Source organism: Bacillus sp. LQ01 (assembly GCF_057624735.1).
In genome coordinates this window covers 522,100-541,653 of sequence record NZ_JBYEZL010000002.1, presented here as the reverse complement: position 1 = coordinate 541,653, position 19,554 = coordinate 522,100, and the positions used below count along the sequence as shown (strand labels likewise).

At 36.9% G+C, this 19,554-nt stretch carries 21 protein-coding genes; 3 read left to right on the top strand and 18 right to left on the bottom strand.

Annotated features, from left to right (window positions below; translation table 11 throughout):
• Positions 1 to 5: 5 nt before the first annotated feature.
• From dnaJ to gpr, 9 genes are all read right to left on the bottom strand, one after another.
• On the bottom strand, positions 6 to 1,121 hold the full coding sequence (dnaJ, locus tag AC22L0_RS15160) for a molecular chaperone DnaJ (protein ID WP_000043947.1): 1,116 nt from the start codon (positions 1,119 to 1,121) through the stop codon (positions 6 to 8).
• A gap of 204 nt (positions 1,122 to 1,325) precedes the next feature.
• Positions 1,326 to 3,161, bottom strand: coding sequence for a chaperone protein DnaK (gene dnaK / locus AC22L0_RS15155; RefSeq protein ID WP_000034700.1), 1,836 nt, complete (start codon positions 3,159 to 3,161; stop codon positions 1,326 to 1,328).
• 26 nt (positions 3,162 to 3,187) lie between these two features.
• Entirely contained in the window at positions 3,188 to 3,754 is a 567-nt protein-coding gene (gene grpE / locus AC22L0_RS15150; RefSeq protein WP_000392711.1) for a nucleotide exchange factor GrpE, read from the bottom strand.
• Positions 3,755 to 3,868: 114 nt separating this feature from the next.
• Positions 3,869 to 4,885 carry a heat-inducible transcriptional repressor HrcA gene (gene hrcA / locus AC22L0_RS15145; protein WP_000954941.1) on the bottom strand — a complete coding sequence of 339 codons (1,017 nt, stop codon included), beginning with the start codon at positions 4,883 to 4,885 and terminating at the stop codon, positions 3,869 to 3,871.
• Positions 4,886 to 5,018: 133 nt separating this feature from the next.
• Positions 5,019 to 6,158 carry a radical SAM family heme chaperone HemW gene (gene hemW / locus AC22L0_RS15140; RefSeq protein ID WP_487272311.1) on the bottom strand — a complete coding sequence of 380 codons (1,140 nt, stop codon included), beginning with the start codon at positions 6,156 to 6,158 and terminating at the stop codon, positions 5,019 to 5,021.
• A gap of 51 nt (positions 6,159 to 6,209) precedes the next feature.
• Positions 6,210 to 6,584 (bottom strand): winged helix-turn-helix transcriptional regulator, encoded by a 375-nt coding sequence (locus AC22L0_RS15135; RefSeq protein WP_001293539.1) that lies wholly within the window; start codon positions 6,582 to 6,584, stop codon positions 6,210 to 6,212.
• A gap of 130 nt (positions 6,585 to 6,714) precedes the next feature.
• Entirely contained in the window at positions 6,715 to 8,538 is a 1,824-nt protein-coding gene (gene lepA, locus AC22L0_RS15130) for an elongation factor 4 (protein ID WP_001030951.1), read from the bottom strand.
• Between the two features lie 210 nt (positions 8,539 to 8,748).
• On the bottom strand, positions 8,749 to 9,114 hold the full coding sequence (locus AC22L0_RS15125) for a YqxA family protein (protein ID WP_001215034.1): 366 nt from the start codon (positions 9,112 to 9,114) through the stop codon (positions 8,749 to 8,751).
• Positions 9,111 to 10,214, bottom strand: coding sequence for a GPR endopeptidase (gene gpr, locus AC22L0_RS15120; RefSeq protein ID WP_000662616.1), 1,104 nt, complete (start codon positions 10,212 to 10,214; stop codon positions 9,111 to 9,113). The genes AC22L0_RS15125 and gpr overlap by 4 nt, the downstream gene beginning before the upstream one ends.
• Positions 10,215 to 10,394: 180 nt before the next feature.
• Here gpr and rpsT point away from each other — a divergent pair, with 180 nt between their 5' ends.
• Positions 10,395 to 10,652, top strand: a complete 258-nt coding sequence (rpsT, locus tag AC22L0_RS15115) for a 30S ribosomal protein S20 (RefSeq protein WP_001274011.1) — start codon at positions 10,395 to 10,397, stop codon at positions 10,650 to 10,652.
• 83 nt (positions 10,653 to 10,735) lie between these two features.
• Here rpsT and holA read toward each other — a convergent pair whose 3' ends face one another.
• Positions 10,736 to 11,746 carry a DNA polymerase III subunit delta gene (gene holA, locus AC22L0_RS15110; protein WP_001279908.1) on the bottom strand — a complete coding sequence of 337 codons (1,011 nt, stop codon included), beginning with the start codon at positions 11,744 to 11,746 and terminating at the stop codon, positions 10,736 to 10,738.
• Positions 11,747 to 12,092: 346 nt separating this feature from the next.
• Here holA and AC22L0_RS15105 point away from each other — a divergent pair, with 346 nt between their 5' ends.
• The gene (locus AC22L0_RS15105; protein ID WP_000997609.1) at positions 12,093 to 12,227 is read left to right on the top strand and encodes a YqzM family protein; all 135 of its coding nucleotides are present in this window, start codon (positions 12,093 to 12,095) and stop codon (positions 12,225 to 12,227) included.
• 31 nt (positions 12,228 to 12,258) lie between these two features.
• Here the strand turns inward: AC22L0_RS15105 and AC22L0_RS15100 are convergent, their stop codons facing one another.
• From AC22L0_RS15100 to AC22L0_RS15090, 3 genes are all read right to left on the bottom strand, one after another.
• Positions 12,259 to 14,580 (bottom strand): DNA internalization-related competence protein ComEC/Rec2, encoded by a 2,322-nt coding sequence (locus AC22L0_RS15100; protein WP_087967301.1) that lies wholly within the window; start codon positions 14,578 to 14,580, stop codon positions 12,259 to 12,261.
• 14 nt (positions 14,581 to 14,594) lie between these two features.
• Positions 14,595 to 15,152, bottom strand: a complete 558-nt coding sequence (locus AC22L0_RS15095; protein ID WP_000439773.1) for a ComE operon protein 2 — start codon at positions 15,150 to 15,152, stop codon at positions 14,595 to 14,597.
• Positions 15,153 to 15,215: 63 nt separating this feature from the next.
• Positions 15,216 to 15,815: a helix-hairpin-helix domain-containing protein gene (locus AC22L0_RS15090; RefSeq protein ID WP_000989929.1), complete on the bottom strand. Its 600-nt coding sequence runs from the start codon at positions 15,813 to 15,815 to the stop codon at positions 15,216 to 15,218.
• 77 nt (positions 15,816 to 15,892) lie between these two features.
• On the opposite strand from AC22L0_RS15090, the gene comER reads away from it, so the two are divergent.
• The gene (gene comER / locus AC22L0_RS15085) at positions 15,893 to 16,720 is read left to right on the top strand and encodes a late competence protein ComER (RefSeq protein WP_001020560.1); all 828 of its coding nucleotides are present in this window, start codon (positions 15,893 to 15,895) and stop codon (positions 16,718 to 16,720) included.
• A gap of 172 nt (positions 16,721 to 16,892) precedes the next feature.
• Here comER and AC22L0_RS15080 read toward each other — a convergent pair whose 3' ends face one another.
• The 5 genes from AC22L0_RS15080 to yhbY all read right to left on the bottom strand — a co-directional run bounded on the left by AC22L0_RS15080 (position 16,893) and on the right by yhbY (position 19,551).
• Positions 16,893 to 17,642, bottom strand: coding sequence for a class I SAM-dependent methyltransferase (locus AC22L0_RS15080; RefSeq protein WP_000873080.1), 750 nt, complete (start codon positions 17,640 to 17,642; stop codon positions 16,893 to 16,895).
• On the bottom strand, positions 17,639 to 17,995 hold the full coding sequence (gene rsfS, locus AC22L0_RS15075; RefSeq protein WP_000998193.1) for a ribosome silencing factor: 357 nt from the start codon (positions 17,993 to 17,995) through the stop codon (positions 17,639 to 17,641). Before rsfS ends, AC22L0_RS15080 begins: the two co-directional genes overlap by 4 nt.
• The gene (gene yqeK / locus AC22L0_RS15070; protein WP_001078477.1) at positions 17,992 to 18,561 is read right to left on the bottom strand and encodes a bis(5'-nucleosyl)-tetraphosphatase (symmetrical) YqeK; all 570 of its coding nucleotides are present in this window, start codon (positions 18,559 to 18,561) and stop codon (positions 17,992 to 17,994) included. Before yqeK ends, rsfS begins: the two co-directional genes overlap by 4 nt.
• Positions 18,551 to 19,120 (bottom strand): nicotinate-nucleotide adenylyltransferase, encoded by a 570-nt coding sequence (gene nadD, locus AC22L0_RS15065; RefSeq protein WP_001226048.1) that lies wholly within the window; start codon positions 19,118 to 19,120, stop codon positions 18,551 to 18,553. The genes yqeK and nadD overlap by 11 nt, the downstream gene beginning before the upstream one ends.
• A gap of 137 nt (positions 19,121 to 19,257) precedes the next feature.
• Positions 19,258 to 19,551: a ribosome assembly RNA-binding protein YhbY gene (gene yhbY, locus AC22L0_RS15060; protein WP_000955224.1), complete on the bottom strand. Its 294-nt coding sequence runs from the start codon at positions 19,549 to 19,551 to the stop codon at positions 19,258 to 19,260.
• Between the last annotated feature and the right edge of the window lie 3 nt (positions 19,552 to 19,554).

Here is a 19,554-nt window from a genome sequence, read left to right as displayed (position 1 = left end):
TTCCATTATTCCCCTTTGAAAGCACGTTTAAGCTTTCCGAATAAACTATCATCCTGCTCTTCTTGTCCTGCAAATTCACGTAATAAATCTTTTTGCTGCGAAGTCAATTTCGTCGGTACAACAACACGAACGACTACATATTGATCTCCTTGGCCGTATCCACGTACGTTCGGAGCACCTTTTCCTTTTAAGCGGAATTCTGTTCCAGTTTGTGTTCCTGCTGGAATTTTCAGCTTCACTTTACCATGAACAGTAGGAACTTCCACTTCATCACCAAGCGCCATTTGCGCAAATGTTAATGGCATTTCGCAAATAATGTGATCTCCTTCACGCTCGAAGAATTCATGATTTCTTACATGAACGACAACATATAAGTCTCCTGCTGGTCCGCCATTTACGCCGGCTTCACCTTTTCCAGACACACGAATTTGTTGACCATTATCGATACCCGCTGGAATTTTAACATTGATTTTTTTACGTTTACGAACTTTACCTGAACCGTGACATGTCGTACATTTTTCTTTAATAATTTGTCCAGTTCCTGAACAATGACCACAAGCTTGACGGTTTACGATACGACCAAACGGTGTGTTTTGTTCTACACTCACTTGACCAGAGCCTGAACAATGTTTACATGTTTCTTTTGAAGTTCCTGGTTTTGCTCCACTACCTTTACAAGTATCACATGGATCTTCTACTGGAATTTCCACATTTAATTCCTTACCAAAAATAGCTTCTTCAAAATCTAAAGTGACTTGATATTGTAAGTCAGCACCTTGGCGCGGAGCATTTGGATCACGACGTCTGCCGCCGCCACCGCCAAAGAAAGAACTAAATATATCTTCAAAACCGAAGCCACCGCCGAAGTCTCCTCCGCCGCCAAATCCACCGAATCCTTGATTTGCACCAGCATGACCAAATTGATCGTACTGTGCACGCTTTTGATCATCACTTAACACTTCGTATGCTTCTTGTACTTCTTTAAACTTTTCAATTGCATTTTCTTCTTTGCTTACGTCTGGATGGTATTTTTTAGCCAAACGACGATACGCTTTTTTAATTTCATCTGTTGAAGCGCCCTTGCTAAGTCCAAGGACCTCATAATAGTCTCGTTTACTCATAAATTTACAACCCCCGAATCTTTCACATAAACGTAATTTTAACACCGAAAGAAAGTGCTTTGCAACAAAGTTTCCTCACTTACAGTATGCAAAGCGAAAAACTTAAGATCCTCACACATCGCTTCTCATTCGTGAAAAAAGCCAAAGTCAAGGCACGCTTGACTTTGACTTTTTGTCATCTTACTTATTATGTTTACAGTTGAATTACTTGTCTTCTTTTACTTCTTCAAACTCAGCGTCAACTACATTGTCTTTCTTTGCGCCAGCGTCTTGTGCACCTTGCGCACCTTCTGCTTGACCGGCAGCTGCTTGAGCCTGCTCGTATAATTTAACAGTTAATTGTTGTACGATTTCTTGTAAAGCATCTTTTTTCGCACGAATTTCTTCAAGCTCGTTTTTCTCAATTGCAGCTTGTAATGCTTCTTTCGCTTCTGTTGCTTTTGCAACTTCAGCTGCATCTACTTTACCTTCTAAATCTTTTACAACTTTGTCTGTTTGGAATACAAGTTGGTCAGCTTCGTTACGAAGTTCTACTTCTTCCTTACGTTTTTGGTCAGCGTCAGCATTTGCTTCCGCTTCTTGTACCATACGTTCTACTTCTTCATCAGAAAGACCTGAAGAAGATTGGATTGTAATAGCTTGCTCTTTGCTTGTTCCTAAGTCTTTCGCACGTACGTTAACGATACCGTTCGCATCAATATCGAATGTTACTTCGATTTGTGGAATACCACGTGGTGCTGGTGGAAGGTCAGTTAATTGGAAACGACCTAACGTTTTGTTGTCAGCTGACATTGGACGCTCACCTTGTAATACGTGAATGTCTACTGCTGGTTGATTATCAGCAGCTGTCGAGAATACTTGTGACTTACTTGTTGGAATTGTAGTGTTACGCTCGATTAATTTCGTGAACACGCCACCCATAGTTTCAATACCTAAAGAAAGTGGAGTTACGTCTAATAATAGAACGCCTTCTACATCACCAGTAAGTACGCCACCTTGAACTGCAGCACCTAATGCTACAACTTCATCAGGGTTTACACCTTTATATGGCTCTTTACCAGTTTCACGTTTAATAGCTTCTTGTACAGCTGGGATACGAGTAGATCCACCAACAAGAATAACTTTATCTAATTCGCTTGGAGCAAAACCAGCGTCTTTTAATGCACGACGAGTTGGCTCTAATGTTCTTTCAACAAGACCTGCTGAAAGCTCTTCGAATTTCGCTCTTGTTAACGTTAATTCTAAGTGTAATGGACCAGCAGCTCCAGCACTAATGAATGGTAATGAAATTTGAGTTTGTGTTACACCAGAAAGATCTTTTTTCGCTTTTTCAGCTGCATCTTTCAAGCGTTGAAGCGCCATTTTATCTTGGCTTAAATCAATGTTATTTTCTTTTTTGAACTCAGCTACTAAATGATCGATGATAACTTGGTCAAAGTCATCGCCACCAAGACGGTTGTCACCAGCAGTTGAAATAACTTCGAATGTGCCGTCTGCTAACTCAAGGATAGATACGTCAAATGTACCGCCACCTAAGTCATATACTAAGATTTTTTGTTCTTCGTCTTGTTTTTCTAAACCGTAAGCAAGTGCTGCTGCTGTTGGCTCGTTAATAATACGCTCAACTTCTAAACCAGCGATACGACCAGCATCTTTCGTTGCTTGACGCTCTGCATCGTTGAAGTATGCAGGTACTGTAATAACAGCTTTCGTTACTGTTTCACCTAAGTATGCTTCAGCAGAAGCTTTTAAGTTTTGTAAAATGATTGCAGAAATTTCTTGAGGTGTATAATCTTTACCTTCAACTTCTACTTTGTAGTCTGTACCCATATGACGTTTAACAGACATGATTGTATTTGGGTTTGTAATTGCTTGGCGCTTTGCAACTTCCCCAACTTGACGTTCTTCATTTTTGAAAGCTACAACAGAAGGTGTTGTACGGTTTCCTTCTGGATTTGGGATAACCTTTGGTTCTCCACCTTCCATAACAGCTACACAAGAGTTTGTTGTACCTAAGTCAATACCGATAATTTTACTCATGGCGAATCCTCCTAGTTTTATGTAAATTATTGATTTACTTTTACCATTGATGGGCGAATCACACGGTCTTTTAGTTTATAACCTTTTTGGAATTCTTCCACAACCGCGTTTGATTCAAATTCACTATCTTCCACTTGCATAATAGCTTGGTGTTCATTAGGATCAAACTGTTTACCAACAGCTTCAATCACTTCCACACCTTCTTTAGTCAGCGCTTCTAACAATTGACGATGCACCATTTCCATACCTTGTAACAAGGATTTCGTTTGCTCATCAGTCGCTTCCACTTGCATTGCTCTTTCAAAATTATCAAGAGCTGGCAAGATGTCTGAAACTAGACTTTGTGCTCTATATTTTTCAGCAGCCTGTTTATCCATTTGGACACGGCGCTTATAATTTTCAAAATCAGCTTGTAGACGTAATGTGCGACCTTCCGTTTCCGTTAGTTTCGCTTGTAGCTCATCTACTTTTTCTTGTAAAAGAGCAGCCTCACTTTTTTCTTCTACAGTTTCTTCACTGTTTTCTGGCGTGACAGCTTCTTCAACTTGCGCTTCTTTTACTTCTTCTACCACTTGTTCGTTACGCTCTTCCACAATATTCACCTCCTTAAAAGGTATTAGGTATCATGCATAGCATGATTACCTAAGCATTATATATTACACACAGTAATGAAAATTTCATCACTTGAGCGAATGTATTACTCTCATTTACTTTTTAAGTCCATCAGTAAATTGTCTCGTAAATAACTGTAACAAACTAATTACACGAGAATATTGCATTCTCGTAGGACCTAAAATAGCAATTGTTCCAAGTTGCTCTTCGCCGATTGAATATGTTGCAGAAATTAAACTACAATCCTCCATAGCCGTCGAAGAGTTTTCCCTACCAATTTTCACTTGAATCCCGACTTGTTTATGACGCAAAATGTCATAAAATTCGGCTTCATTATCAATCATGGTAAGTAAAGATCTAACCTTTTGAATGTCATGGAACTCTGGCTGCGAAAGCATATTTGCTTTTCCTCCAAAGTATATCTTTTCCGATAACGGAACTTGAAATGTACCATCCAACATTTTTATTGCACTATCGTAATTATGAACATACCCACGTAAAACTGTAACAATCTCCTTAAAGATTTTATTATGAAGTTCTTCCATCGGTACGCCAGATAGCTTTTCATTTAAAATATTAACCATTTTTTCTAAATCTGATAAATCAACAGATTCCGGAACGGTAATCGTTTTACTTTGTACATGCCCTGTATCGGTTACAATAATAGCGACAGCAGTTTGACGATCAAGCGGCACAATTTGTACATTTTTAAGTTTATTTGTACTTAACTTCGGTCCAAGAACAATGGCCGTATAATTCGTAAGTTCTGATAAAATTTGAGCAGATTGTTGTGCAATTTTTTCCGCTTCAAAAATTCTTTCAGCAAATAAATCTTTAATTTGTACAATTTCAGCGTTCGGTAAGTTTTGCGGTGCTAAAAGATGGTCTACATAAAATCGGTAGCCTTTCTCAGAAGGAACACGTCCAGAAGAACTGTGCGTTTTTTCAATAAAACCTAATTCTTCTAAGTCCGCCATTTCATTTCGAATAGTAGCTGAACTAAATGTAATTTCATCTTTTTTAGCCAACGTTCTAGACCCAACGGGCTGCGCTGATCCAATAAAGTCATCAATAATTGTTTGTAAAATTAAGAGCTGACGTTCCGTAAGCATCTCATCATCACCTCTGTTAGCACTCTTTGTCTTTGAGTGCTAAATCTATTAATAACTTACCAAAATTGACATTCAATTGTCAACGGAAACGTCACGAAATAATGAAACTTTTTCACGCCTATGGAACATTTAATTAGTCAATCAAAAATGATTGGAATACTTCATTCCCTAATAATTTTCCTTTTCGCGTTAAACGCACATGTCCATCTTCCTCTTCAAGCAATCCCTGCTCTTGGTTGCTTTGTAACTGCTTCGCGAAAACTTGATCCATCTCTACATTAAATTTATTGCGGAACGCCGTTTTAGAAACACCTTTTGTTTTTCGAAGCCCTAAGAACAGCTCTTCTTCCATTCTTTCTTTCTCCGTCACTTTGTGAACATCTAAATACGGAAATCCTGTTTCATCAATTTTATTAAAATATTGCTTCAGCGGACCTACATTTTGAATACGTTCCCCGTTCACATAACTATGAGCTCCAGCTCCAAATCCATAATACTCTTCATTATTCCAGTATGTGAGATTATGTCTACTTTTATTGTCACCTTTTGAGAAATTACTAATTTCATACTGGTTATAACCGTGTTTCTCCATTTCATCCATTACTATTTCATACATTTTCGCTTCATGGTCTTCACCCGGAAGACGCAATTTCCCTTTGTTCATTAAGTTATAAAACACTGTTTTAGGTTCCACAATTAATGAATATGCAGAGAAATGTTGTACACCAAGCGTAAAAGCAATATCTAATGTTTCTTTTACATCTTCTATCGTCTGTCCTGGCAAAGCATAAATAATATCTACATTAATATTTTTAAATCCTACTTCCTGTGCTTCTCGAATCGCGAGGAATGCATCTTCCCTCGTATGCTTGCGCCCGATTTTCTCAAGCAGTTCATCACGGAACGTTTGCACACCAAAACTAATTCGATTCACTCCACCTTCTAGCAGTACATTCAACTTCTCTTTCGGCAGATCTCCTGGATTCGCTTCAAATGTTAATTCACAATTTTGGGCGAACGGACGCAAATGACGATTAATAATCTCGAGTAATTTTTTTGTCTGTTCCATATTTAACGCTGTCGGAGTTCCCCCGCCCACAAAAATCGTTTTTATACTATCAAACGGAACTTTTTGAACCGTATTTATTATTTCCTTCTCTAAATAATCTAAATATTGATCAACCGGTTGGCGTTCAATAAACACTTTATTAAAATCACAATAGTGACAAATGTGCTGACAAAACGGAATATGAATATATGCAGCTTGTACCAAATATAACTCCTACCTTTCTAAAAAGAAAACCTCCGCACTCCGGAGGGTTCTCTACTTCTCTAACGTATTACGAATTTGTTCCATTCGCATTTTTCCCCAATCATACATCATTTCAACGATCGGTAAAAGTGACATGCCTAGTTCCGTCATATAATACTCAACGCGAGGAGGAATTTCGGGATATACTGTCCGATCAACAATTCCATCTTCCATTAACTCTTTTAATTGGTTCGACAAAACTTTATGAGAAATGCTTGGGAATAACCGTTGTAATTCACTGAAACGATGTGGTCCTTCCACACCAAGATGCCACAGTATCACAACTTTCCACTTTCCACTAATAATAGAAAGCGTCAATTCCTTTTCACAATTAAAATTACCATTTTGTATTTTATCTTGAATATCTTTTCGAATATTTTCGGACATTAACAATCTCCTAACTCTATATGAACTAAAAAGCTCTCTCATTATTGTAAATGAGAGCTGCTCAGATGTCTAAAAAGTAATTATACAGAAAAAAGAAGCCGCACAAACGACTTCTTTTTTATTTCAAATATTAGTTGTCATCCATTTTCAGTACAGCCATAAATGCCTCTTGCGGTACTTCTACAGAACCAACAGACTTCATACGTTTTTTACCTTCTTTTTGCTTATCAAGAAGTTTACGCTTACGAGAAATGTCACCGCCGTAACATTTTGCAAGTACGTTTTTACGCATCGCTTTAATTGTAGAACGTGCTACAACTTTATTTCCGATAGTCGCCTGAATTGGCACTTCAAATTGTTGTCTCGGAATTAATTCTTTTAATTTCTCTACGATTACTTTACCACGGTCATACGCTGAATCACGGTGTACGATAAATGATAAAGCATCCACTTGTTCATTATTTAAAAGAATATCCATTTTCACAAGTTTAGATGGTTTATAGCCAATTAACTCGTAGTCAAATGATGCATACCCTTTCGTATTTGATTTCAATTGATCGAAGAAGTCATATACGATTTCTGATAACGGGATTTCATATGTTAATGTAACACGCGTTTCATCTAAATATTGCATATCAATAAACGTTCCACGTTTACCTTGGCAAATCTCCATTACAGCTCCAACATAGTCATTCGGAACCATAATTGAAGCCTTCACAAACGGCTCTTCTACACGATCGATAGACTGTGGATCTGGCATATTAGATGGGTTATCAACAATAACATCTTCACCGTTAGTTAAATAAACTTTATAAATAACGCTTGGCGCTGTTGTAATTAAGTCAATCTTAAATTCACGTTCAATACGTTCTTGAATGATTTCCATGTGAAGAAGCCCTAAGAAACCACAACGGAAACCAAATCCTAGCGCTTGAGATGTTTCTGGTTCAAACTCAAGAGCAGAATCGTTTAACTCTAATTTTTCTAATGCATCACGTAAATCGTTATAACGAGCAGAGTCAATTGGATACAGACCACAGAATACCATCGGATTTAACTTACGGTAACCTGCTAACGGCTCTGCAGCTGGACGTTTCGCATGTGTAATCGTATCACCAACACGTGTGTCACCAACATTTTTAATCGATGCTGCTAAGAAACCTACATCACCTACTGTTAACTCGTCACGTTGCGTAGTTTTCGGTGTAAATACACCTACTTCTGTTACTTCAAATTCTTTACCCGTTGCCATCATACGTACTTTATCGCCAACTTTTACTGTTCCATTTACAACACGGATATAAGCAATTACACCGCGGTACGGATCATATAAAGAGTCGAAAATCATACATTGTAATGGCTCTTCTGAATCACCCGACGGAGCTGGTACTTTTTCAACAATTTGTTCTAAAATTTCTTCAATACCAATTCCAGCTTTCGCAGAAGCAAGTACCGCTTCTGATGCATCTAAACCAATTACATCTTCTACCTCTTGACGTACACGTTCTGGATCCGCACTTGGTAAGTCGATTTTATTAATAACTGGTAAAATTTCTAAATTGTTATCAAGCGCTAAGTATACGTTTGCTAACGTTTGCGCTTCAATACCTTGCGCTGCATCTACTACAAGAATCGCGCCTTCACAAGCCGCTAAACTACGAGATACTTCGTACGTAAAGTCGACATGTCCTGGTGTATCAATTAAATGAAGAATATACTCTTCACCATCTTTTGCTTTATAGTTTAATTGTACTGCGTTTAATTTGATTGTAATACCACGCTCACGCTCTAAATCCATAGAGTCAAGCAACTGAGCTTTCATTTCGCGTTGTGTTAACGCGTTTGTTTTCTCTAAAATACGGTCTGCTAACGTTGATTTTCCGTGGTCAATATGAGCAATAATAGAGAAATTACGAATTTTGGACTGTCTTTTTGCTCTTTCTTCTTTATTCATCTATGTTCTCAACTCCTAATAGTCTCGCCAATATACACTAGCACTGATTATATCAATAGAGCAACAAAGATTCAATGAAAACTCGTGCTGCTTACGATACAAATCATTCTATCTATATCTTATGCGAATAAACCATAAGAGACAAACCCTTTTCAAATTTTAAAACGGCTGTCCTACAAATCAGTAAAACAACCGCCTCCCATGTTACTCTTAGCTAAAAATTCCTTTTATTTTCCCAACAACTATATCCGTCCCGAACTTCGTCATTTCATAAGCTACACTTGCTACCGCCATCCCAATTCCTTCTACAACATTAAAACTTCTTAAACGTTCTAATTGCTGTTGTTTTTCTGAGGCCGAAAACGAGCTACCCAAAATTTCTGATTCAGCACCTGTACTTTCTGTCCCTGTCATATGAGCTATTTGTTCATATGACAATTGCTGATAGCCTTTCATACTTTTCAAACCATGATTAGCAAGTGCCACTCCTGCTATCATCATAAGTAAACATAAAGCTACACTACATATACACAAAAGCGCAAAGCGACTCAAACCATAATCATCTGTTCCCCTCAATGTGTATATGCTCCCGTATTATCTTGATCAATTTGATGATGTAGCGCTGCATTTAAACCACTCGCTATTACATTCGCCATATCCTCAATAAAAGTATCTACTTCTTTTGGGGTTACCATTAAATTATGACCAAGAGGAGATAGCACTTCATAAATCAGCCTTCTTTTTTCTTCTTCTTCCAACGTACCAACAGCACCTAAAAACATATTTCTGCTCTTTTCATCCGGCATATCTTCTTCTGTTAATTTTTTCTTTTCTCCAAATGAAAATCCCGCTGGTAACAAAGATCGTGAAGGTTTATTTCCTTCTTTCATCTCTCGACCAAAATGTTTCAAAATAAAATCAATCGTATCACTTGTAATCGAAACAGCATCGACCACAGTCGGAACACCAATTGCGATAACAGGGATACCTAATGTGTCTTTACTTAGTTCTTTACGTTTATTCCCAACCCCTGATCCAGGATGGATTCCAGTATCAGAAATTTGTATCGTGCTATTTACTCGTTCAATAGAACGAGCAGCTAATGCATCAATTGCAATTACAAAGTCCGGGTTCGTCTTCTCAATAATTCCATAAATAACATCGCTCGTTTCGATTCCTGTAATCCCCATTACCCCCGGCCGAATTGCACTAACAGGCCTAAATCCTTCTTCTACACTTTCAGGCTGCAATTGAAACAAATGTCTCGTTACTAATACATTTTCTACAACTATCGGTCCAAGAGCATCTGGTGTTACATTCCAATTCCCAAGACCTACAATTAAACAGCTTGCTTCTTTTGTAACTCCAACCTCTTCTAAGAAACAAGAAAATTCTTTTGCAAAAATACGCTCCACTTTTTGTTGAAGTTCTGTATCTTGCTGACGTATCCCTTGTACTTCAAGTGTTAAATAATTTCCAGGTTTTTTCCCCATCGCTTCAGAGGCAGCTTCATCAATCGTTACTTTTGTAATTATAGTACCTTCTTCTTCTCTCTCTTTTACAATAACTCCCTGTATCCCTTTTTGTTCTTCTTGGCTTTCTTGCAACATTTGATGAGCTTCTACAGCAAGGTCAGTTCTAATGCTATATTTACTTAAATCTAATGGTTCTTTCATCGTATCTCCTCCGTAATTCATAGTAAATATCGTTAGATTTCCCAAAGTTATATAAGGTCATTCTTTCCTTTACGTGAAATTTCATGGATATACTATTGCAATTCTCTTCACCGTTTGATAGAATATCACTTGTTCTATGTAAGAATCGAGTCATTCGATTGCACCAGGGAGGTGAAAAGTATGGCAAACATCAAATCTGCTATCAAACGCGCTAAACTTAGCGAAGAGCGTCGTGCACATAACGCTTCTATCAAGTCTGACATGCGTTCTGCTGTTAAAACTGTAGAAGCTTTAGTTACTAATAACGATCTTGAAAATGCTAAAGAAGCTTTCAAAACTGCTTCTAAAAAACTTGACAAAGCAGCTCGTAAAGGTCTTATCCACCAAAACGCTGCAGCTCGTCAAAAATCTCGCTTAGCGAAACAAGTAAACGCGTAAGGCGTTTAAAAAACGATCCATTTGGATCGTTTTTTTATATACAAAAAAGTTCATGCACTAAGTGCATGAACTTTTTTGTGTCATCACATATGATTTAATCGCATTAAGAAAAATTCGAGCACAAGCTTCTTATCCATCTTTCCCGTCTTCATACTATAATCAGCTTCCGCTAATTCTATAATCACTTTTTTTAACTCTTCAAAAGAAAAAAACTTCGTTTGATTCATTGCTAACTTTACACGATACGGATGTACACCAATATGAGACGCAATTTGATTTTGTCCATAACCACGTTGCTGTAGCTCTTTCACTTGATACAACAAGCGGAATTGACTCACTAATAACGCAAGCAATTTAATCGGCTCTTCCTGCTGCGTAAATAATCCATCCAAAATTTGCATTGCACCTGCAATATCTTTTTTCACCACTTTTTCTGTCAAAGCAAATACATTTTGCTCAACTGATTTTGGCACAAGCTCTGCAACAAGTTTCGTCGTAATCTCTCCACCCATACCAACGTATAACGTTAACTTGTCCATTTCCTTCGCCAACATCGTTACATTACTTCCCACAAGCTCTAGCAACAAACTAACAGCCGCGTTATCAATATGCACATGCACTTCATCTGCACGAGCAACAATCCACTTCTGAACATCCTGTACTTGCATCGCATTCGCTTCTACTACATCTGCTGTTTTCTTTAATAGTTTTGTAATTTTTTTTCGCTCATCAAGTTTTTCGTAAGGCGCAACAAAAACAAGAATAGAAAATGGAGAAGGTTCACCAATGTATTCTTCTAAAATTTTTATATTTTGCTCTAACTTTTCTTTTTGCGAAGTCAAAAATAGCGGTGATTTTATTAACAGTACTTTCCGTTCTCCGAAGAAAGGAAGCGTACGCGCATCCTCAACCACATCTTCTAAATACGCTTCTTCTAAATCGTATGTCACAACATTAAACTCTCGATCTTCTTCTTCAAGTGCTTCTGTCGTAATAAGCTTTATCGTTTCATTTATAAAAAAAGCTTCCGTTCCATATATTAAATATAACGGAGCAAACTGTTTCTTTTTAATTTTTTTATGTATATCACTCATACTTTTTCCTACTCCCTAACTTGGCAATATATATTTATACTAATGCCCTAGCTTTTGTTTTACAAGTACAAAGGAACAGGCTTTATAACCCGTCCCTTTATTTATATTAAACGCCACGCAATAAGCCCCGGGTTTCTTATTGGTGTGCGGTAATCACCTTCCCTTTATTATTCACAATAAAAATTTGAGTATAAGTGCCAACTGTTAACATGCTTGGAAACGAAAAACTCACATTACTTCATGATTTACAAGTAACAAAAAAGCTCGTTTTCTCTTCATATGGAAATTGTAGATTTTTTTCTGACAATATTTTATACTAAAGTGGAATGTTGGGGAGGGATTCTAAATGAATGATTTTGAACAAAACGTTCAAAGTAAACGCAATGACGCTATTGATTCAGGGGTAGGATTTATCGTCTCATTTGGTTTTTTCGCAACACTTTTCATCATTGCAACTGTTATTAAATTTATCGGTTCTTAAAGACTGCCACTTCATGGCAGTCTTCTCTTTTTCATCTATTATGTGTTTTATCATATGTGATTTTACTTTTAAAGGTTCCATTTTCCCCTTTAAAAACATAGGAAATAGCACCTTGCTTGTCCGTGCGCCATATCGCACTCCCCATCTTCTCAAAACGCTCTATCACTTCTTTATGCGGGTGTCCATACCTATTCTGCTTACCAACAGATATAATCGCTACACGAGGCTGTATGACGTTCAAAAAAGGCTCTATAGATGACGTATTACTCCCATGATGAGCAACTTTTAAAACATCCACTTGTAAATCTGGATATGCCTCTACTAAAATCTTTTCCCCTTCTTCTTCCAAATCGCCTGTAAATAGCCACTTCAACCCTCCAAATTTTGCCCATATTACAATTGAAGCGTTATTTTCGCTTTTTTCTTTTCCTTTTGGAGCTAAAACGAAAAATTCCGCTTCATTTACACTCCAACTCTCCCCTTCCCCCACTTCAGTTATTTTCATTTCCTTTTCTAATGCCTGTTTCTTTACTACTTTTTCTAATACTGCATCTTTTCCCTTTCGGCCAAATACCACTTCTTTTACAGGTATATATGATAATAATTCTTGCGCGGCACCTATATGATCTGCATCTCCATGCGTTACGATTAATTTATCAATTGTTTTAATACCTTCTTTTTGTAAAAAGGGTATTAAAACATCATTTCCAACAGAAAATTCATGCTTTTTTTGTTGCCATTCTTCCTTATTCACACGAAGCGTTCCACCTGTATCAATAAGATAAATCCCTTTATCATACGGAAGGCGAATTAATATTGCATCACCTTGTCCAACATCAATAAATGTTACACTTCCGCCGCCTCTAAAATATGGATATGTATAATGACATGTGCTAATAAAAAGAAATACACTCGCAACTATACAAACTATTTTTTTCGGCGCTCTCCGTTCCCAAACCATCAATATGCTGACAATACTGGCGCAATATACAGCTACAAGATTGAAGGGCGTTTCCCCGAAGATAAGCTGGGTAAATGGTAAACTTTCACAATAACTTAGAAAATCATTAGACATACTCAAGCCTATTGATAATACATCGGCAAATCCTTTTGCGAGAAACGGGACAATTGGCATACACAGTAAAATAATAATGCTACATGGTAATACAATGATAGATAAAAACGGAACGTATAAGAGATTGAGGAGAATGCTATATGGAGAAAAATAACCAAAGTGGTATAACAAAATCGGAGTACTAACGAGCTGTGAAATGATAGAAATATAAATAGAATTTCGGATTACTCCGTTGCTACTCTCTAACAATAACGGAGCAGACAAAAGTAAAGCGAAGCTACCTACAAAAGAAAACTGAAATCCAATATTAAAAACAAGATAAGGGTCATATATAAGCATGCATATAGCTGTTACACTTAAAGCATCTAAACTAGATAAACGAATCGAGCACATAAAAGCAATTAACATCAAAACTCCTGTTATAGAAGCTCTTATAACAGAGGGTGACGCCCCTGCTAAAACCATATACAAAGGAATACAAACGATAAGGCAAATTGTTGCTACCTCCCTTGTCACACCGCTTCTTAGCAAAATAAAATATACTATCACCATTAACAGTACAATGTGCGAACCTGAAATTGCTAACAAATGTACAAGACCAAATTGTTGATATTGCTCTTCCACTTCAAACGTCATTTGTTGTCTATCACCAAATAGTAATGCATTCATAAAAGCACCTGATTGCTCTGGAAACATTTCTGTAACTTTCGAGATTACTTGTTGCCTCAAAAGAAGAATCCATTGCGTGAGCGACAGTGATGTTTTATAGCATTCAGAAATATATGTAGCCTCAAATGTGAAATGAATATGTTGTTTGTATAAATAATCACGGTAATTAAAACCATGAAAATTCCGAGCTGTTTCCGGTTCTTTCCTCTCACCCTCGAATACACATGATATCCCTGCGTATAATTGTTGCATTTTTTTCTTTTCCAAGACTGATTTGATTCTATAACTTAACTGCACTATATTTTTATTCTGATCTTCAAATTGAAAAGATAGGCGATCCCCATTAACAAGCGGTGTATTTTGTATAACCCCTCTTGTAACTCCATAGGACTCCCCTAGAGGCTTATTCCACGTTTGAACATAGGAAGTGTATATGGCGCTATTAAAGCACGCTACAATACAAAAAATGAAGGTTTTACGCGAAGTGCGATATAAACAGAAGAAAACATTTAAAAAGAGGCAAAAAACTATCAATAAAAGTGACGAGGAAAAGGCAATTGCAATCCCTATTATAAATGAGATTGCAACATACCCCCATTGTTCCTGCAACTTATACTCACTCCTTATAGCATCATTTTTGCTTTCGTGAATACATGCTGTAATTCTTCCATTGATAAATTATCTTTTTCTAAAGACGCAAATAATTCTTTCAACTCTGTATAACGTTTTTGCTCCTCTAATGCAGCAATATCATATTCTAGCGGAACGTGCTTCACTGTTACGTTCGCTTGTTCAAATAACTCTATGGCGTATGGATGATTTTTATAATCCTGCGCATAATAAACCGCTGTAATACCACTTTGAATAATTGCCTTACAACATTGTAAACAAGGAAAATGCGTAACGTAAATTTCTGCTTCCTCTGTTTTCGCACCAAACTTGGCACATTGTAATAAAGCATTCATTTCGGCATGAATTGTCCGAACACAATGATTATCGATTACGTAACAACCATCATCTATACAATGTACGCCACCTTTAATTGAACCATTATACCCACCAGCAATAATTCGTTTATCGCGAACGATTGTCGCTCCTACCGCAAGCCTTGTACATGTACTACGCAAAGATAGTAGATGGCTTTGCGTCATAAAATATTGATCCCATGAAATTCGTTCCATATTTTTCACCTACTTTTTTGTCTACTTGTAGTGTAGCGAAAGAAGAAAAACTTCGTCAATCTTTTACGGAATAATAATTTGACCTTTTATCTTTTCAAGAGACTTCGCACCAATCCCATCAATCTCTAATAAATCTTCTATTTTCTGAAACGGACCATGTTCTTCTCGATATTTCAAAATACTTTCTGCTTTTCGAGAGCCAATCCCTGTAATTTTTTCTAGTTGTTCTTTCGCCGCTGTATTTATTCGAATCTTGCCATCTTCCTTAGAAGAAGTAAGCACCCCTTGTTCTGACTCATTTTTACTCGGTATATAAAGAAGCATTTGATCTTGTACAATTTGTGCTAAATTTACTTTTTTCATATCTACTTCTGATAAAAAACCACCAGCCTTTTGAACCGCATCCTTTACGCGATCTCCTTCCTTCATTTCATATACCCCTTCTTTACTAACCGCTCCTTTCACATCAATTATAATTGTTCTTTTCTGTTCCTTTGTATCCGATATTTTCGGTTTACCCTTTTTTTCTATCTCCTTCTCTTGTACATTCATTGTAATAGGCGTTCGTTCTACATTCTGATTCGTTTTCCAAAAAACAAGAAAAAGTAAAGTTCCAATAATAGCTACTAAACCTAACCACTTTTTCGGAAAATCCCACATCATTTTACACCTCTAATCATAAATTTATAACATCATTCATATTGTTTAGGAGAAAGCTGTTACGAAGGAGGGATGAAACTTTGAACATAGGAATTATAGGGACAGGAAACATGGGAAATATACTAATCGATGCATTTTTAGAAACCCGTGCTGTCAAACCTTCTTGCCTTACAATCATTAATCGGACGCCCGCAAAAGCATATCATATAAAAGAAAAATACCCTTCTGTTCAGATAGCAAAAACAATCCCGGAAGTAATCGAACAATCACAACTTATTTTTATTTGTGTTAAGCCGATAGATATATACCCTATCCTAAAAAAATACGCTGAACATTTTTCTGATGAAACGTGCTTAGTTTCTATTACAAGTCCAATATCTCCATCACAATTAGAGACTCTCGTACCTTGCCACGTCGCGCGTATCATTCCAAGTATCACAAATCGCGCTCTCTCTGGCGCCTCACTATTTACATTTGGAGATAATTGCTCTGAAGAATGGCAACAAAAACTACTTCGTCTATTCAAAAACATTTCTACACCTCTTGTAATAAAAGAAGATATAACGCGCGTTTCATCTGATATAGCAAGTTGCGGTCCTGCTTTCTTTAGTTATTTACTACAATGCTTCATTAACGCTGCGGTAGATAAAACAAATATTACACACGAAGAGGCTACTACTTTAGTAAGTGAAATGGTCGTGGGGATGGGGAAATTACTTGAAAAAGAAATCTTCACATTACCTACCTTACAAGAAAAGGTTTGCGTGAAAGGCGGCGTTACTGGGGAAGGCATTCGGGTTTTAGAAGAACACGTTGGAGATATGTTCCATAAGTTAATCGAGCGAACACATGAAAAATTTGATGAAGATTTAGAATGCGTTGATCAGCAATTCAATAAACACACATAATAAATACGTCATTTTCATTCCAAATCCTTTTTATAAATACTTACTTTTTTACAATACATTTTCACTTCAACTACTATTCCCACACTTTACGCATACGATCTTTAGATTATGCTAGAACTAAAAATACATCTTCTTTATAAAACAAAAGCAACCTTCTCGGTTGCTTTTGTTTTTATCCGTTTTTCTTCGCCATGAAGAAAATACGCTCTGTTTGTTCTGTAACTTCAAGTCGCTCAAAATCACCTGTTACACGAAGCACTGTAAAACCTGCTTCTTCAAGCCATTTCGTTAACTCTTCCACTTGATATGCACGTTGCACGTGACATTCGTCAAACCGATGGTACACATCTTCTTCTGGATCTTGAACAAAGAATGTTAAATCATGCTCTACACTATTTGATTCTTCACCAGGGAAGCAATTCCAAATAAGAGATATTTCTTCTCCATTCACTGTATACGTTTCATTTTGAAATACATGATGTATTTTATATAAAGAGTGTACATCAAATAAAAACAAACCATCTTGACGTAAATGGTGAAATACTCTTCTAAATGTTTCTTGTACTCCATCTTCTTGCAATACATAATTTAATGAATCACAAAAAATCGTTACACAGTCAAACTCACCCGGAACATCAAGCTCGCGCATATCTTGTTGGTAAAAAGGAATAAAATGCCCTTCTCCGCCTAGTTTTTGCTGAGCGACTGTTAACATTTCTTCTGAAAGATCGACACCTATTAAATCGTAACCCTTTTGCACAAGCGGCAGGGTTACATTACCTGTACCGCATGCTACATCAAGAATTTTTGCCTCTTTCATACCTGCCTGCTGTAAACTTCCCTCTGTAAATTCCACCCATTTATCATAAGGGACATCATTCATTAGTTCGTCGTACAACAATGCAAATTGTTCGTATTTCATTGGCCTAACTCTTCTGTAATATCTTCACGTGGCACATCGCCCCATAGACGCTCTAAATTATAGTGATTACGCTCATCTTTATGGAATACATGAGCAACTACATCTCCAAGATCAACTAATACCCAACGTGCTTCGTCAAACCCTTCCATACGTTGTACGTCGATTTGGAACTCATGTGCTTTTGATTTAATTTCACGTGCAATTGCTTGCACTTGTTTATCTGAATTTCCGTGACAAATAATGAAATAATCTGCAATTGGTGAAATACCTTGCATATTTAGGACAACCATATCTTCTGCTCTCTTATCATCAGCTGCTTTTGCCGCTAATACTAATAATTCTTTATCGTTCATTTACTCATTTCCTCCTTGATAACTGCATTGTATGTTTGGAATGTTAATGGATAAATCGTCTGATCTTTTTCCATTAAAAATTGAATTGTTCTCTTTAACGCAAATAATAGGGCTTGATTTATATCCGTATATGCGAGTTTACGAGCCTCTTCCACTCCTGGAAACTTTCGCCCAGGTTCAATGTAATCAGCTACATAAATCACTTTATCTAACATCGTCATATTCTCATGACCACTTGTATGATATGTAATAGCTTGCAAAATTTCAGAATCCGTAATGCCTACTTCTTTTTCTACTAAGTATGCCCCAACAGGTGCATGCCATAACTCTTTGTTATAGCAAAGTAAATCTTTCGGCAAATCTTCACGTTTAATAATCTCTTCCATTTCTGAAATTGCTCTACATTTCGCATAATCATGGAATATAGCTGCCATCTCTGCTTTTTTCTCGTCCACACCGTATAACTTAGCAAGCTCAATCGCTGTCTCCATTACACCAATTGTGTGTATATAACGTTTTTCATGCATTTGTTGTTTGACAATATGCAGTGCATTCTCACGATTCATACAACCCATTCCTCTCGATATATACCTGTACTTTTTCAGGAAGTAAATATTTACACGTTTTCTTCTCTTTATATCTCTCACGTAATAAGGATGAAGAAACTGCAAATTCCGGAATTTCCACTGTAGTAATCTTATATGGTGTATGCAATGTATACCCAGGTCTTGCAACTCCAACAAACGTTACAAGATTAAGTAAAGCTTCAATGTTATACCACTTCGGTAAATATTCAACCATATCCCCACCAATAATAAAGTGAAACTGCACATCCGGATACTTCTTCGTCAATTGTAACATAGTGTCATACGTATAAGATGGGCCCTTCCTACTTAGCTCTTCTAAACAAATAGAAAAGTGTTCTTCTGCCTCAGTCGCGAGCTCTAACATATGTAAACGACTTTCTACACTTGTAATATTCCGCCCTTGTTTATGTGGGGGAATCTGGTTTGGCAAGAACCATACTTCTTCCAAGTTCAAAGCGTGATATACTTCATTTGCAATTAGCAAATGTCCATAGTGAGGCGGATCAAATGTACCGCCAATGATGCCAATTTTCCTCAAAAGAAACGCCCCTTCCTTTTATATACAGCAACTCTCCTCGGTTAGAAATGAAGAGAGTTGCTATTAATAAAAGTTCAATTGGTTTCGCTCTCTACATCATTACGCATCAGCGATAAAAATAGCCCATGCTAATCTTTTTATCGAGGAAGCTTAATTTGTTTATTTTCTCTTGATTCTTTGTATAAAACGATTGTGCTTCCAATTACTTGAACGATTTCAGCACGTGCACCTTTTGCAAGTTCTTCCGCAACCTCACGGCGATCAAATTCACAGTTTTGTAATACACTTACTTTAAATAACTCACGAGCTTCTAAAGTATCTGCAATTTGTTTAATCATATTTTCATTTACTCCGCCTTTTCCTACTTGAAAAATTGGTGTTAAATGATGTGCTTGTGCACGTAAAAATCTTTTTTGTTTTCCTGTTAACATATA